Genomic DNA, 15526 nt, shown 5'->3' with positions numbered 1-15526 from the left:
ATCCCCTTTCAGAGCACTTTGGACAGGAACGCGCGGGTGCGCGGGTGTTGCGGGTCGTCGAGGACCCGGGAGGGCGGGCCCTGCTCGACGACGACGCCGCCGTCCAGGAACACGACGGTGTCGGCGACCTCCCGGGCGAAGCCGACCTCGTGCGTGACGACGACCATCGTGGTGCCGGAGCGCGCGAGGTCCTTGATCACGTCCAGCACCTCGCCGACCAGCTCGGGGTCGAGCGCCGACGTGGGTTCGTCGAACAGCAGCACCTTGGGGTCCAGCGCGAGGGCGCGGGCGATGGCGACGCGCTGCTGCTGGCCGCCGGACAGGTGCCTCGGGTACGCGGACTCCTTCTCCGACAGGCCGACGCGGGCCAGCAGCGCCCGCGCCCGCTCGCGCGCCTGGTCGAGCGGCCGGCGCTGCGCGGACACCGGGGCCTCGACGACGTTCTCCAGCACGGTCAGGTGCGGGAACAGGTTGAAGTTCTGGAACACGAAGCCGATGTGCGTGCGCTGCCGCAGCACCTCGCGCTCCCTCAGCTCGTGCAGCCGGTCGCCGCGGCGGCGGTAGCCGATCAGCTCGCCGTCGACGGAGACCAGCCCGGCGTCCACCTTCTCCAGGTGGTTGATCGTGCGCAGCAGCGTCGACTTGCCGGACCCGGACGGCCCGAGCACCACGACGACCTCGCCGGCGCGGACCTCCAGGTCCACGCCGCGCAGCACCTCGTTGTCCCCGAAACTCTTGCGGACACCCTGGAGGTGCACCATCACCTCGCCCATTTCCAGCCCTCCCGGTCGCGGGTCGCGCCCTTGGCGTAGTGCTTCTCGACGTAGTGCTGCGCGATCGACAGCAGGGTGGTCAGCGCGATGTACCAGGCGGTGGCGACCATGAGCAGGGCGACGACCCTCGCGTTGCGCCCGTAGATCACCTGCACCTGGTAGAACAGCTCGCCGATGGCCACCACGGACACCACCGAGGTGCCCTTGAAGAGGCTGATGACCTCGTTGGTCGCGTTGGGCAGGATCGAGCGCATGGCCTGCGGCAGGATGATCCGCCGGAACTGGCGGGCCCGCGGCACGCCCAGCGCCGCGGCGGCCTCCAGCTGGCCGTGGTCGACCGAGATGATGCCCGAGCGCACGATCTCCGCCGCGTACGCCGCCTGGTGCAGGGCGAGGCCGAGCACCGCCGCGCCCATGGGGCTGATCAGGTCCTTGGTGTCGAAGCCGACGAACGTCGGTCCGAACGGGATGCCCAGGCGCAGCTCCTGGTACAGGTAGGAGATGTTGAACCAGAACAGCAGCTGCACGATCAGCGGGATGGACCGGAACGCCCAGGTGTAGGTCCAGCTCACGGCCGCCAGGAACCGGCTGCGGGACAGCCTCATGAGGGCGAGCACGATGCCCAGCGCGAAGCCGATCGCGGTGCCGTAGAGGGTCAGCTCCAGGGTGACCAGCACCGCCCTGAGCACGGACTCCGCGGTGATGAACCGGGCGAACGTGGCCCAGTCCCAACCGGGGTTGGTGACCAGGCCGTTGACGAACTGGGCGGCGAGCACCAGCACGGCGACGATGCCGACCCACCGCCACGGGTGGCGGGCGGGCACGACCTTGAGGACGGGTGGGTCTTCGGGCGCGTGCAGGCGCGGTTGGGCGGACACGCTCATGGTGGGTCCTTCGAGGGGAAGGTGAGGGCCCGCGGCGGGGGCGCCCGCGGGTGCGGCGGAGGGTGGTCCACGTGGGTGGCGCGAAAGTAGCCACTTCGCCGCGGCCCGAACAAGGGAGACCACCTGCTGAACGACCGGTGCCGACTGTTGACAAGCAGGGGTCCCACCCGGAACGGGCAGCGCCCGGGGTGACCGCCGGGCCGTGCCGACCGCCGAGCCGAGCCGGTGCGACGGCAGGCGGTCCACAGAGGACGCCCGGTTCCGCCGGTCGTTCCGGCGGACCTGCGGCGGGCCCGGCACCGCGCCGGCGACGACGCCGGTAACGATCCCGCCAAAAAAAGAAGACCCGGTCATCACGACTTCGACCACTGTGGAAATGCCCGCGGCCACCACTCCGCCGGCGATCTTCCGCCTACCGCCCACCACGGCGAAAGCCCTGGTCAGAGTCGCCGAACAGGCCGAACTGGAGCAACCGGGAGCGCGGGTGGGCCTCCCCTCGGGACTCGGCGTCCTGGTGCACGTGGGCGGCACGGCCGTGCTGGTCATCCTCAGGAGACGGTTGCGGCGGCAGATGCGGAAAGTAATTACCGATCCCCCAGTCGAGTGGTTGACGTTCCCCGTATAAGGTGACCGCCGTCTCTCCTAAGCCCTCCCTCAGGAGCCCTCACATGAAGCTCGCCAGAGCTGGCGCCTTTCTCGGCGCGCTCACCGCTACCTTCGCTACGTCCGCGATCCTCGCGACGCCTGCCTCGGCGCACAACTGGAAGGTGACCCCCGACTGCAAGGACGGTCAGGCGAGCGTCCAGGTGCAGTTGATCCACTACGCCCCCGAGTCCAGGGACAAGGCGAACCGGATCAAGGTCACGGTCAACGGTGAGACCATCGCGGACAAGGACTTCGGCGCCAACCTGGACGAGAAGTTCACCGCGCCCGCCGACGTCGAGCGCGAGTTCGTCGTCAAGGTGACCGCGCACGACGGCAACCAGCACTCGTTCACCCAGAAGAAGACCGTGCAGCCGTGCCCCGTGCAGCCGCCGGCCGAGCAGCCGCCCGCCGAGCAGCCGCCCGCCGAGGAGCCCCCCGCCGAGCAGCCGCCGGCCGAGGAGCCCCCCGCCGAGCAGCCGCCGGCCGAGCAGCCCCCGGCCGAGTCCAGCGTGCCCGTGTCGCCGACCGCTTCGGTCGCCCCGACCTCGGTCGTGCCGATCGCCGCCGAGGAGACCCCGCTGGCCAACACCGGCGCCAGCATCGCGATCCCGCTGGTCATCGGCGTGGTCCTGCTGGGCGGCGGCGCCGCCCTGCTGATCATGCAGCGCAAGCGGGCCGCTCGCGACTGACCGCGTGCCGAAGGCCCGGCCACCCCGCTGCCGCCGGGGTGACCGGGCCTTCGCCGTACCCGGGGTCCGAACCCGGGCGAGGCACCCGGGCGCGTGCCCGGGCGCCGCGCCCGCCTAGGGCAGGACCTGGATCTTGCGCCCCTGTCCCGCCTGGAACCTCTCCAGCGCCGACGCGTAGTCGGCCAGCGGCAGGCGGTCGCTGATGAACACCTCCGGGTCGAGTACCCCGGTGGCGAACAGGTCCGCCGCCCGCTCGAACGAGTGCAGCACCGCCATCGACCCGGTGATGGTGATCTCCTGGTTGTAGATCCGGTACGGCTCGATGGTCACCCGCGCCGAGTAGTCGGAGACGCCGAACTGGAGGAACGTGCCGCCCTTCGCGACCCGGCCGAGGCCGTCCTGGATGGCCTTCTCGTTGCCGGTGGCGTCGATGACCACGTCCCAGCCGCCCGGCCGGTCCAGCTCGTCGGGGTTCGCGGCGGTGGCCGTGACGCCCAGCAGCTCGGCCGTCGCCAGGCGGTCCGGGTTGAGGTCGACGACCTCGACGGACACCGCGCCGGTGAGCTTGCCCAGCTGGAGCATCATCAGCCCCATCGTGCCCGAGCCGTAGATGAGCACCCGGCTGCCCATCCGCGACCGCAGCACGTCGTAGCCGCGCACCGCGCACGACAGCGGCTCGATCAGCGCGGCGTCCTCGGTCCGCACGTGGTCGGGCAGCTTCACGCAGTTCGCCACCGGCGCCACCGCGTACTCCGCCGCGCCGCCGCCGGTGGTGACGCCGATCGCCGCCCACCGCTCGCACAGGTTGGCGCGCCCGGCCCGGCACATGCGGCACTCGTGGCAGTACAGCGACGGGTCCACCGCGACCCGGTCGCCGACCCGGACCTCGGTCACGTCCGCGCCGACCTCGACGACCACGCCGGCGAACTCGTGACCCGGCACCACCGGCAGGGTCGGCGCGAACTCGCCCTGGAGGATGTGCAGGTCGGTGCCGCACAGGCCGCACGCCGCGACGTCCACGACGACCTGCCGCGGGCCCGGCTCCGGGTCGGGCACCTCGGCCACCTCGACCCGGCCGACCCCGGTGATCACGGCTGCTCTCACTTGACTGCTCCCAGAGAAAGGCCCTGGACCAGCTTGTCCTGGGCGGCGAACCCGGCGACGAGCACCGGCAGGGACACCACCGTGGCGGCGGCGCACACCTTGGCCAGGAACAGGCCCTGGCTGGTGACGAACCCGGTGAGGTAGACCGGCGCGGTGCCGGCCACCACGCCGGTCAGCACGCGGGCGAACAGCAGCTCGTTCCAGCTGAAGATGAAGCAGATCAGCGAGGTCGCCGCGATGCCCGGCATGGCGACCGGCGCGACGACCCGCCGCAGCGTGGTGACCAGGCCCGCGCCGTCGAGCGCGGCGGCCTCCAGGATCTCACCCGGCACCTCGGCCAGGAACGACCGCATCAGCCACACCGCGATCGGCAGGTTCATCGACGTGTAGAGCACGACCAGGAACGAGATGTTGTCCAGCAGCCCGGTGTGCTGCGCGACCAGGTAGATCGGCAGCAGCCCGGCCACCACCGGCAGCATCTTGGTGGACAGGAAGAAGAAGAGCACGTCCGACCACTTCTCGACCTTCTTGATCGAGAGCGCGTACGCCGCCGGGATCGCCAGCAGCAGCACGAGCAGCGTGGAGCCGATCGACGCGCTCATCGAGTTGATCAGCGGCGGCCACGGGTTCGAGTCGAAGAACTCGCGGTAGCCGTCGAAGGTCAGCGGCGCGGCGAGCGACGGCGGGTTGGTCGCCGCGTCCGGCTCGCTGTGCAGCGAGGTCAGCACCATCCACGCCACCGGCGCGAAGAACAGCAGCCCGGAGAACCAGGCCAGCACGCCCCAGATCCGCTTCACGCGCGCACCTCCTCGCGCAGCAGGGACGACACCACGCGCAGCGCGAACGTGGCGATGACGATCGACCCGAGCACCACGACGACGCCGGCCGCGGACGCCTGGCCGTAGTCGTGGGCCTGGTAGAAGGTCTGGTAGATCGTGTAGGGCAGGTTGGCCGTGCCCAGGCCGCCCGAGGTGATGGTGAAGACGGCGTCGAAGTTCTGCACGACGTAGATCGACCCGAGCAGCGCGCCCAGCTCCAGGTACTGCCGCAGGTGCGGCAGGGTCAGGTAGCGGAACACCTGCCACGGCGAGGCGCCGTCGATGCGCGCGGCCTCGACCGCGTCGTGCGGGCGGCTCTGGAGGCCCGCCAGCAGGATGAGCATCATGAACGGCGTCCACTGCCACACCAGCGACGCCTGCACGGCCGTCAGCGGCATCCCGCTGATCCACTCCGGCTGCGGGGCGTCCGCGCCGAACAGCCACGTGAGCACGCCGTTGAACAGGCCGTACTCCGGGTTGTAGAGCGCGTGCTTCCACAGCAGGGCGGCGGCGACCGGCACCACCAGGAACGGCGCGATGAGCATCGTGCGCACGATCCCGCGCCCGACGAACCTCCGGTCCAGCAGCAGCGCCAGGCCCAGCCCGAGCAGCAGGCTGACCAGCACCACCACGGCGGTCAGCACGACCGTGACGCCGATGGCCGAGCGCAGGTCCGGGTCGGTGAACACGGCGACGTAGTTGTCGAGCCCGGCGAACCCGCGGTTGGCCGGGTCCAGCGAGTTCCACCGCATCAGCGAGATCACCAGCGTCGCGACGAACGGCAGCTGGGTGACCGCGATGGTGAAGATCAGCGCGGGCAGGAGGGGCGCGCGCCGCGCCCAGCGGGCCGCCGCCGTCACGAAGCCCTCCCGACCGGCGTCGGGTTCGGCACCAGGGGGTCGCCCATCAGTTGCCCCGGTGCTTCTTCGCGACGGCCTCGGCCAGCTCCTGGCCCTCGTCGAGCGCGGCGTCCACGGACGTGGACCCGGCGATCGCGGCGCTGATCCTCTGCGACACCTGGGTGCCGAGGTCGGTGAACTCGGGGATGCCGACGAACTGGATGCCGCTCGCGGGCCGCGGCTGCACGCCCGGGTCGGTCGGCTTGGCGCCCGCGATGGCCGCCTCGGCCTGCGCGGCGAACGAGCCGCTCGCGGCCAGGTACTCGGGGCGCTCGTAGGTCGAGGCGCGCTTGCCGTCGGGGACCCTCGACCAGCCGAGGCTCTTGCCGACCAGCTCCTCGTAGCCCTTGCCGGACGCCCAGGAGATGAACTTCCACGCGTTGTCGGCCTTCTTGCTGGCCTTCTGGACGCCGAACGCCCAGGTGTAGAGCCACGCGGACGACTCGGTCCGCACCACCGGGGCCTGGGCGAAGCCCAGCTTGCCCTTGACCGGCGAGTCGGCGGCTTCGAGGAGGCCGGCGGCGACCGTGGCGTCGTACCACATGGCGACCTTGCCCTGGGTCATGTTGTTCAGGCACTCGGCGAACCCGGCCTGCGGCGCGCCCGCCTCGCCGTGCGCGCGGACCAGGTCCACGTAGAACTTCGTGGCCTCCTTGAACTCCGGCGCGTTGACCCGCGCCTGCCAGTCCTCGGTGAACCAGGTGCCGCCGAAGGTGTTGACCACGGTGGTCAGCGGCGCCATGAGCTGGCCCCAGCCGGGCTGGCCGCGCAGGCAGATGCCCTTCATGCCGGGCTCCGCGCCGTCGACCCGGGCGGCGATGTCCGCGACCTGCTGCCACGTCGGCTTCTCGGGCATGGTGACGCCCTTGGCGTCCAGCACGTCCTTGCGGTACATGAGGAACGACGACTCGCCGTAGAACGGCTGGGCGTAGACCTTGCCGTCGGCGGCGGTGAGCGACTGGCGGATCGGCTCCAGGACGTCGCCCTGGTCGAAGCCGGCGTCCTTCGCCACGAAGTCGTCCAGCGGGGTGAGCCAGCCGTTCTTGGCGTAGATGGGCGTCTCGTAGTTGCTGATCGTGGCCACGTCGTACTGGCCCGCCTGGCTGGAGAAGTCCTGGCTGATCTTGTCGCGGACGTCGTTCTCGGGCAGGACGGTGAAGTTGACCGTGATGCCGGTGTCCTTGGTGAAGTTGTCCGCGGTCAGCTCCTGGAGGTCCTGCATCTGCGGGTTGTTGACCATGAGGACGTTGATCGAGTTCTCGGCGCTGCCACCACCGCCGCCCGCGCCGGCGCACGCGGTCGTGGCCAGGAGCACCGCGGCCAGCAGGCCGCCATACCGGAGTGACTTCATCGTCTGCCTTCCTCGGGGCGTGCGTTACCGGACCCGCGGCCGCGCCGGGGTCCCGTGGGGTTTCGGTGTCGTGTGCCTAGGCCCGGAAGACCTTCGGGCCGAGCAGGGAGTAGCGGTGCGCCTCGCCCGCGGGCAGCACCGAGTCGGTGATGATCGCCTCCAGGTCCGCGACGCTCGCGAACCGGTGGAAGCTCGACACCCCGAACTTGGTGTGCACGCCGACGAAGACCCGCCTGCGCGCCGACGCCAGCGCCTGCGCCTTGACCGCGCCCACCGCCGGGTCGGGCGTGGTGAGGCCGTGCTCGCGCGAGATGCCGTTCGCCCCGATGTAGGCGAGGTCGATCACCATGTCCGCGAGCATCCGGGTGGCCCAGTGGTCCACGGTGGCCAGGGTGCGGCCCCGCACCCGGCCGCCGAGCAGCAGGACCGTGGTGGAGGGCGCCTCGGAGAGGGCCGCCGCGGTGGGCAGCGACGCGGTGACCACTGTCAGCGGCCTGCCGGTCGGCAGGCTCTCGGCGACGAGCTGGGGGGTGTAGCCCTCGTCGATGAAGACCGTTTCCGCGTCGCCGAGCCGGTCCGCGGCGGCCCGCGCGATCCGCCTCTTCTCCGGCACCATCGAGTGGGACCGGAACTTCAGGCCGGTCTCGTAGCCCGCGCTCTCCACCGGGAACGCGCCGCCGTGCGTGCGGCGGACCAGGCCGTGCTCGTCGAGCACCCGCAGGTCGCGGCGGACGGTCTCCTGCGCCACCCGCAGCTCCACCGCGATCTCCGCGACGTCGACCCGGCCGTCCGCGCGCGCTCGGGCCAGGATGCGGCGCTTGCGCTCATCGGCTCGCACGTCCCACCTCCCGTTGCCCGGTCGGGCCACCACTGCCCGGTCGGGCTGCGCATAAGGTCTAACACCGCCGTGAGAGCGTGACCAGCACCACAGGGTGACGGGCGGTGCCCGGGTTTCGCCCGGTTTTCGAGACCGAACCCACAGGAACGGGCGGATTCCTGCCCGATTCGGGGCCGTTTCGTGCCCGTTCCGGGCCCTGGAAAAAGGTGAGGCCCGCTCACCGGGCGAAGGTGAGCGAGCCTCGGAACTTCGGGATTCGGGGTGTTCGGGTTCGGGCCGAGGTCCGGAGGCGGACCGGGGGCCGGGGTTCGGGGGTCGTCAACCGGTGGTCGCCAGCGCCGGGTAGTCGGTGTAGCCCTTCTCGGTGCCGCCGAAGAAGGTCGTCGGGTCCGGGCTGGTGAACGGGCCGCCGCTCGCCAGGCGCGCGGGCAGGTCCGGGTTGGCCAGGAACAGGGCGCCGAACGCCAGGGCGTCCGCCGTGCCGTCCTCCAGCAGGCCCAGGTCGTCCGCGCCGGTCACGCGGTCCGGGGTGTGCGGGTTGAGGATCAGCGCGCCGGCGAAGCGCTTGCGCAGCTCCAGGGTCAGCGGGCGCTGGTCCTGCTCGGCGATGTGCAGGTAGGCGAGGCCCAGCGGGTTGATCGCGTCGACCAGCGCCGGGTAGAGCTGCTCGTGGTCGTCCTCGGCGATGTCGTTGTACCGGTTCGCCGGGGAGATGCGCAGGCCGACGCGGTGCGCGCCGATCGCGTCGGCGGTCGCGCGGGCCACCTCGACGACGAAGCGGATCCGGTTCTCCACCGGGCCGCCCCACTCGTCGGTGCGCAGGTTGCTGTTGCCGGCCAGGAACTGGTGCAGCAGGTAGCCGTTCGCGCCGTGCAGCTCGACGCCGTCGAACCCGGCCGCCACGGCGTTGCGGGCGGCGGCGGCGAAGTCGGCGATGGTGGCCTCGACCTCGGCGCCGGTCAGCTCGACCGGCGTGGGGAACTCCTCCAGGCCCGTGCCGGTGAACAGCTTGCCCGCGGGCCGCACGGCGGAGGCGCCCACCGGGCGCAGGCCGCCGGGCAGCACGCTCGGGTGGCCGATGCGCCCCGCGTGCATGAGCTGGGCGAAGATCCGGCCGCCCGCCTCGTGCACCGCGTCGGTGACGACCCGCCAGGCCGCCACCTGCTCGTCGCTGTGCAGGCCCGGCGTGTCCGGGTAGCCCTGGCCCACCGCCGACGGCTGGATCCCCTCGGTGACGATCAGCCCGGCGCTCGCGCGCTGCGCGTAGTACTCGGCGGTGGCGGCGGTCGGCAGGGTGCCGCGCGCACGGCTGCGGGTCATCGGCGCCATCACGACGCGGTTGGGGAGCGTGGTGCCGGCCAGGTCCAGCTGTTCGAACGCGGTGCTCATCGCGGTCCCTCCGGGTATCCGATTTACCTGTTCGAACAGCTAAATACCCGAGAAGTATTCCCCACTACGTCATGTGACGGTGGTCACGAGAAGACCGGAGTATCCTGGCCGCATGGCTGGGAACGAGAAAACCCGCACTTCGATCCCCGTGCCGGAAACGGCGGACGGCGGCCGGATCAGCCATGCGATCTTCCGCGTGGCCCGCCTGCACCGCATGCTCGCGGGTCAGCTGTTCAGGCAGGCGGGACTACACCCGGGGCAGGAGCTGGTGATGATGCACCTGTGGGACTTCGGCCCGCGGCGGCAGTCCGACCTGTGCCACGTGCTGGACGCCGACTCCGCCACCATGACCCGGACCGTGCAGCGGCTGGAGCGGGCCGGGTTCGTGCGCCGCACCCCCGACCCGAACGACGGCCGCGCCACGATCGTGGAGCCCACGGTGGCGAGCCAGGCGCTGCGCCGCGAGGTCGAGCGCCTGTGGCGGGAGCTGGAGGAGGCGACCGTCGACGGCATGGACGAGCGGGAGCTGGCCGAGGCGGCGCGGGTGCTCGGCCGGGTCGAGTGCAACCTGGCGAGGAGGACCGGGAAGGCCGGTCCGGGGACGGACGTCCCCGGACCGGCCCCCGGCTGAGGGACCTCGCCGCCGGGTCCGCTCAGCCCGCTGTACCCGGCCCGACCCGCTCGGCTCGGCCCGCTGTACCCGGCCCAGCCCGCCCGGCCCGACCCGCTCGGCTCGGCCCGCTGTACCCGGCCCAGCCCGCCCGGCTCGGTCCGCTCGGCTCGGCGCGAGCCGCGCCGAGCGGGCTGCCCAGCCCGAACCGGCCGGCTCGGGCGGCGCGGCGCGAGCCGCACAGCCCGAACCGGTCAACCCGAACCGGTCAGCCCGGAAGGCGCAGCCAGGCCGCGGTGTCCGGCGGCAGGGCCCCGTCGGCGAGCGGCCCGCTGGTCAGCAGCACCCCGTCGTGCTCCGGCAGGGCCACCGGCTCGGCGGACAGGTTCAGCACGCAGGCGAAATCGTCGCCCCGGCTGAACGCGACCACCCCCGGCCCGAGGTCGAGCCACCCCATCGGCCCGTCGCCCAGCGACCGCTCCGACCGCCGCAGCCCCAGCACGTTCCGGTAGTGCGCGAGCATCGAGACCGGGTCGCCGGTCTGCGCCGCCACCGACAGCGACGCCCAGCGCGCCGGCCTCGGCAGCCACGCCGGCCCCTCGTCGCCCCACGGGATCGGCACGCGGCAGCCGTCCCGACCGCGGTCGGTGTGGCCGGAGCGCTCCCACACCGGGTCCTGCCTCAGCTCGTCCGGCAGGTCGTCGACCTCCTCCAGGCCCAGTTCCTCGCCCTGGTAGACGTAGACGCAGCCGGGCAGGGCGGTGGTGAGCATGATCGCCGCCCGCGCCCGCTTCCCGCCCAGCTCCAGGTCGGTCGGGGTGAGGTGCTGGCGCCGGCCGAAGTCGAACGAGGTGTCCGCGCGGCCCATCCGCGACACGTGGCGGGTCACGTCGTGGTTCGACAGCACCCACGTGGGCGGCGCGCCGACCGGGGCGTGCGCGGCCAGCGTCGCGTCGATCACCCGGCGCAGCTCGGCCGGGTCCCACGGGCAGCACAGGAAGTCGAAGTTGAACGCCGAGTGCAGCTCGTCCGGGCGCAGGTAGAGCGCGAACCGCGCCGGGTCGGGCAACCACATCTCCCCCACGAACACCCGCTCGTCCGGGTACTCGTCCAGCACCCGCCGCCACGAGCGGTAGATCTCGTGCACGCCGTCCTGGTCCGAGTAGGGCGTGTCGGCGTCCGGCCGGGAGAAGTCCTTGACCAGGCCGTCGGCCACGTCGATGCGGAAGCCGTCGATGCCGCGGTCCAGCCAGAACCGCAGGATCGACTCGAACTCGGCCCGGACCTCCGGGTTGGTCCAGTTCAGGTCGGGCTGCTCCGGGCTGTAGAGGTGGAGGTACCAGCTCTTGCCGTCCGGGGTGCGGCTCCACGCGGGACCGCCGAAACGGGACCGCCAGTCGTTCGGCGGCTCGTCGCCGTCGTGGAACCAGAACCGGTCCCGGCCGCGGCCCGCCAGGGCCTCCTGGAACCACGGGTGCCGGTCGGAGCAGTGGTTGGGGACGATGTCGATGATCACCCGCAGCCCCACGGCGTGCGCCTCGCCGATCAGCTTCTCCGCCTCGACGAGCGTGCCGAACGCCGGCTCGATGTCGCGGTAGTCGGCGACGTCGTAGCCGCCGTCGGCCATCGGGGAGGGGTACCACGGGCTGAGCCAGATCGCGTTGACCCCCAGCTCGGCCAGGTAAGGCAGCTTTTGACGCAGCCCCGCGAGGTCGCCGACCCCGTCCCCGTTCCCGTCGGCGAAGCTGCGCGGGTACACCTGGTAGATGGCCGCACCGCGCCACCAGTTCATGTGGATCCTCCCTCGTGTTGGGCCCCGGGTCACGGGTCCCTCGGTACTGGCGGGCCCTGCGGCGCCGGTCACCCGTGCGGGCGCCGGCCGCCCGCACGGGCGCCACCGGTCTCGCCGGGTGTCGGGTCAGCCCTTCACGCTGCCCGCGGTGAGGCCCGCGAGCACGTGCCGCTGGAACACCAGGAACAGGCCGATCATCGGCAGGCTGGAGAGCACGAGGCCCGCGAGCAGCAGGTTGACCGGGGTGTCGGGGGCGAAGCGCTGGAGCGCCACGCTGAGCGTCTGCCGCGCCGGGTCGGAGAACACCAGCAGCGGCCAGATGAAGTCCTTCCACGCGGCCACCACGGCGAAGATCGACACGACCGCCAGGATCGGCCTGGACAGCGGCAGCACGACCCGCCACAGCATGGTGACCTGGTTCGCGCCGTCGATCCGGGCCGCCTCCAGCACCTCCACCGGCAGCTGGTCGAAGAACCGCTTCAGCAGGAACACCGTGAAGGCGTTCGCCGCGCCGAGCAGCCACAGCGCGGCCGGGTTGTTCAGCAGGCCCAGGTCGGCGATGGTCATGTAGGTGGGGACCAGCAGCACCGCGGCGGGCATCATCAGGGTCACCAGCATCGCGCCGAGGATCGCCTTGCCCAGCACCGGCCTGAGCCGGGACAGCGCGTAGGCGGCGGGCACGTCCACCGCGAGCTGCACCGCCCACACCCCGACCGCGACCACGATCGTGTTCCAGAAGTAGGAGCCGAGGTCCATGAGGTCCCACGCCTCGGCGTAGGTGCCCGGCGTCCACGTCTCCGGCAGCACGGTCGGCGGCACGCGGGCCAGCTCGGGGGCCGGTTTCATCGCGGAGACGACGACCCAGAGCAGCGGCACGACGAAGATCGCGGTGAGCACGACCGTGGTGACGACGAGCGCGATGGTGTAGCCGGTGCGGGACCGCCCCGGCGCGATGAGCGTCCTCACGCGTCCGCCTTCCGCGTCACGCGCAGGTACAGGGCGGTGAACGCGCCGAGCACCAGCAGCAGCAACAGGCTCAGGGCACTCGCGGTGCCGAAGTCGTTGTAGTAGAAGGCGTAGCGGTAGAGGAGGAGCAGGACCGTGACGGTGGAGTCCTCGGGGCCGCCGCTGGTCATCACGTAGGGCTCGGTGAACACCTGCATGGTGGCGACGACCTGGAGCAGGAGCAGGACCAGCAGCACGAAGCGGGTCTGCGGGACGGTGACGTGCCACAGCCTGCGCAGCACGCCCGCGCCGTCCAGCTCGGCCGCCTCGTACAGGTCGCCGGGGATGCCCTGGAGCGCCGCCAGGTAGACGAGCGTGGCGGTGCCCAGGTTCGCCCAGGTCGCGACGAGGACGAGGGACAGCATCGAGGTGTCGGAGCTGTCCAGCCACGACAGGCCCTCCAGCCCGAGCCCGCGCAACGCGGTGTTGAGCAGGCCCGGACCGGGGTCGTACATCCACTTCCAGATCAGCGCGGCCACCACGGGCGGCAGCATCACCGGCAGGTACACGACCAGCCGGAAGTACGCCTTGAAGTGCCGCAGCTCGTTGAGCACCACCGCGAGCAGGAACGGCACGACGAAGCCGAAGACCAGCGCCAGCGCGGTGAACAGCAGGGTGTTGCGCCACGCCGTGGCGAACAGGGGGTCGGCGAAGAGGCGTTCGAAGTTCTCCCAGCCGACCCACGCGGGGTCGTTGACGAAGTCGACCTGCTGGAAGCCCAGCACGGCCCCGCGCGCGATCGGGTACCAGGAGAACACCGCGAAGCAGACCAGGGCGGCGGACAGGAACCCGTACGCGGTCAGGTTCTCCGCGACGCGGCGGCGCATCACTTGACCTGCGCGAGGACGTTGTTCACCTTGACCTCGGCGTCGGCCAGCAGCTGGTTGACGTCCGCGTCGGGCTTGGTGAGCACGGCCTGCATGACGTTGTCGAGGACCGCGTAGACCTGCTGGGCGTTCGGCGGCTCGATGCGCCCCTCCGGCTTGGTGTCCACGTAGGACTGGAAGTTCGCGACCGGCACGGTGGCGAGGCTCTTCTTGAGCTGGTCCTGCTTGGCGGCGATGTCGCCGGTCCAGATGTCGGCGGCGGGCGGCACCGGCAGGCCGATGGGCTGGCCCCGGTCCTTATAGCGCTGGAGGTTCTTCTCGATGCGGTCCGGGTTGAGGTACTTCCAGGAGACCCACTTGAGGCCGGCGCGGATCTTCTCCGGCGACGCCTTGGGGTTGACCATGTAGCCCTCGCCGCCGATGAGCGTGCCCTCGGCGTCGGGGATGGGCGCGAGGCCGTAGTCGGCGTAGTCGCCGTCGAACTGGTTGACCAGCGTGGGGATGTTGTCCGGCGCGGCCAGGTACATGCCGAGCTGGCCCGCGCCCATCATCTGCTGGACGTCCTCGATGACGAGCAGCTGCTTCTCGCCCATGCTGTTGTCGGTCCAGCGCATGTCCTTGAGGTGGTTCAGGACCTCCTCGCCGCTGTCGTCGTTGAAGTCGGCGACCCACTTGTCGCCCTCCTGACGGGCGATCCCGCCGCCGACGGAGTACATCCAGGCGGTGAAGTGCCAGCCGCCCTGGTTGTCGCGGCTGTACTCGGCGAAGCCGACCTCGTTGCCCGGCAGGTCGGCGATCTTCTTGGCGGCCGCGCGGACGTCGTCCCAGGTCTTGGGCGGCTGGTCGGGGTCGAGCCCGGCCCGGGTGAACAGCTCGCGGTTGTAGACCAGGCCCATGGAGTAGTTGGCGGTGGGGATGCCGTAGACCTTGCCGCCGGAGCTGAACACGTCGCGCAGCTCCTGGCGGATCGCGCCGTAGTTCGGCAGGTCCTCGACGTACTCGGTGATGTCGGCGGCCTGGCGGCGGGCGATGAGGTTCGCCGGGTCCGTGAAGTAGGCGTAGTAGACGTCTTCGAGCTGACCGCCCGCGAGCTTGGCGGAGAACGTCTGGGGGTCCATGAACCCCTCGCGCGGCTCGATGTCGATGTCGGGGTTGGCCGCCTCGAACTCCGCGACGTCCTCGTCGAAGATCTTGCGGTCGAACTCCTGGGTCTGCGGCGGCTGACCGTTGACGACGAGCGTGACCTTGCCGTTGGAGGCTCCCGCGTCGCCCTGGTCTTGGTTCGCGGAGCAGGCCGTGGCGGCGGTGAGGCTCAGGCTGCCTGCCAGCAGCAACCCCGCCGCTCTGCGGAGGTTGGGTGAGTTCATGGTGGCGGACCCTCCTCGGGTGTGGTGTGGCGCACACGGTAGGTCTACCCGACATGTATCCGCAAGATGTCTACGACATTCCGCAACTTCGTGACACCATTTTGTAAGCCGGTCGGCCCTTCACTGACAACCCACCTCAAACGAGAGCGCTCCCACGGCTGTACTCGCGCGTGTCGTCCACTGGGACATCGCGAGTCGTCCACTGGGGTATCGCGAGTCGTCCACTGGGGTATCGCGAGTCGTCCACTGGGGTATCGCGTGTCATCCGGTGGGACATCGCGTGTTGTCCGGTGCGGTCGGGCGTGTCGTACGTCTGGGGCGCGCGAGTCGAACGTTCAGGACCATCGTGTCGAACGTTCAGGACCGGTGAGTTCTACGTTCGTGATGCGTGTGTTGTGCGTTGGGGAAGTACCGAGGTGGCCGGTGGTTGCGAAGGGTCTCGATTTGACATGGGGCCCTTACGAGTACCGGAGGCAGGCCGCAGCCGGCAGGCACGGCGGGGAAGAGCGTCCCGCCGAGCCTGCCGGCTCCGACC

General features: G+C 71.2%; 14 protein-coding genes. 2 read left to right on the top strand and 12 right to left on the bottom strand.

Going from position 1 to position 15526, the window contains the following annotated elements:
* Positions 1-8: 8 nt before the first annotated feature.
* Entirely contained in the window at positions 9-773 is a 765-nt protein-coding gene (locus ABD223_RS26215; protein ID WP_344039174.1) for an amino acid ABC transporter ATP-binding protein, read from the bottom strand.
* The gene (locus ABD223_RS26210) at positions 761-1657 is read right to left on the bottom strand and encodes an amino acid ABC transporter permease (RefSeq protein WP_344039173.1); all 897 of its coding nucleotides are present in this window, start codon (positions 1655-1657) and stop codon (positions 761-763) included. The genes ABD223_RS26215 and ABD223_RS26210 overlap by 13 nt, the downstream gene beginning before the upstream one ends.
* Positions 1658-2325: 668 nt before the next feature.
* On the opposite strand from ABD223_RS26210, the gene ABD223_RS26205 reads away from it, so the two are divergent.
* Entirely contained in the window at positions 2326-2991 is a 666-nt protein-coding gene (locus tag ABD223_RS26205; protein WP_344039172.1) for an LPXTG cell wall anchor domain-containing protein, read from the top strand.
* Between the two features lie 114 nt (positions 2992-3105).
* Here ABD223_RS26205 and ABD223_RS26200 read toward each other — a convergent pair whose 3' ends face one another.
* From ABD223_RS26200 to ABD223_RS26175, 6 genes are all read right to left on the bottom strand, one after another.
* Positions 3106-4095: a zinc-dependent alcohol dehydrogenase family protein gene (locus tag ABD223_RS26200; RefSeq protein WP_344039171.1), complete on the bottom strand. Its 990-nt coding sequence runs from the start codon at positions 4093-4095 to the stop codon at positions 3106-3108.
* Positions 4092-4892: a carbohydrate ABC transporter permease gene (locus ABD223_RS26195; protein ID WP_344039170.1), complete on the bottom strand. Its 801-nt coding sequence runs from the start codon at positions 4890-4892 to the stop codon at positions 4092-4094. The genes ABD223_RS26200 and ABD223_RS26195 overlap by 4 nt, the downstream gene beginning before the upstream one ends.
* Entirely contained in the window at positions 4889-5773 is an 885-nt protein-coding gene (locus ABD223_RS26190) for a carbohydrate ABC transporter permease (RefSeq protein WP_344039169.1), read from the bottom strand. The genes ABD223_RS26195 and ABD223_RS26190 overlap by 4 nt, the downstream gene beginning before the upstream one ends.
* Positions 5774-5819: 46 nt before the next feature.
* Positions 5820-7163 carry an ABC transporter substrate-binding protein gene (locus tag ABD223_RS26185; protein ID WP_344039168.1) on the bottom strand — a complete coding sequence of 448 codons (1344 nt, stop codon included), beginning with the start codon at positions 7161-7163 and terminating at the stop codon, positions 5820-5822.
* 76 nt (positions 7164-7239) lie between these two features.
* Entirely contained in the window at positions 7240-8001 is a 762-nt protein-coding gene (locus ABD223_RS26180) for a DeoR/GlpR family DNA-binding transcription regulator (protein ID WP_344039167.1), read from the bottom strand.
* Positions 8002-8319: 318 nt separating this feature from the next.
* Positions 8320-9390 (bottom strand): alkene reductase, encoded by a 1071-nt coding sequence (locus ABD223_RS26175; RefSeq protein WP_344039166.1) that lies wholly within the window; start codon positions 9388-9390, stop codon positions 8320-8322.
* 112 nt (positions 9391-9502) lie between these two features.
* On the opposite strand from ABD223_RS26175, the gene ABD223_RS26170 reads away from it, so the two are divergent.
* Positions 9503-10021, top strand: a complete 519-nt coding sequence (locus ABD223_RS26170; RefSeq protein ID WP_344039165.1) for a MarR family winged helix-turn-helix transcriptional regulator — start codon at positions 9503-9505, stop codon at positions 10019-10021.
* A 247-nt stretch (positions 10022-10268) separates the two neighbouring features.
* Here the strand turns inward: ABD223_RS26170 and ABD223_RS26165 are convergent, their stop codons facing one another.
* The 4 genes from ABD223_RS26165 to ABD223_RS26150 form a co-directional block, all read right to left on the bottom strand.
* A complete protein-coding gene (locus ABD223_RS26165; protein ID WP_344039164.1) occupies positions 10269-11792 on the bottom strand; it encodes a glycoside hydrolase family 13 protein in 1524 nt (507 codons plus the stop codon).
* A 126-nt stretch (positions 11793-11918) separates the two neighbouring features.
* Complete coding sequence (locus tag ABD223_RS26160) at positions 11919-12758, bottom strand: carbohydrate ABC transporter permease (protein WP_344039163.1); 840 nt, start codon at positions 12756-12758, stop codon at positions 11919-11921.
* On the bottom strand, positions 12755-13624 hold the full coding sequence (locus ABD223_RS26155; RefSeq protein ID WP_344039162.1) for a carbohydrate ABC transporter permease: 870 nt from the start codon (positions 13622-13624) through the stop codon (positions 12755-12757). Before ABD223_RS26155 ends, ABD223_RS26160 begins: the two co-directional genes overlap by 4 nt.
* Positions 13624-14991 (bottom strand): ABC transporter substrate-binding protein, encoded by a 1368-nt coding sequence (locus ABD223_RS26150; RefSeq protein WP_344039161.1) that lies wholly within the window; start codon positions 14989-14991, stop codon positions 13624-13626. The genes ABD223_RS26155 and ABD223_RS26150 overlap by 1 nt, the downstream gene beginning before the upstream one ends.
* Positions 14992-15526: the final 535 nt, after the last annotated feature.

The organism is Saccharothrix xinjiangensis (genome assembly GCF_039527585.1).
GTDB classification, from domain to species: Bacteria; Actinomycetota; Actinomycetes; order Mycobacteriales; family Pseudonocardiaceae; genus Actinosynnema; species Actinosynnema xinjiangensis.
The sequence above is the reverse complement of the archived record's forward strand: the minus strand, read 5'-3'. Positions and strand labels throughout refer to the sequence as shown.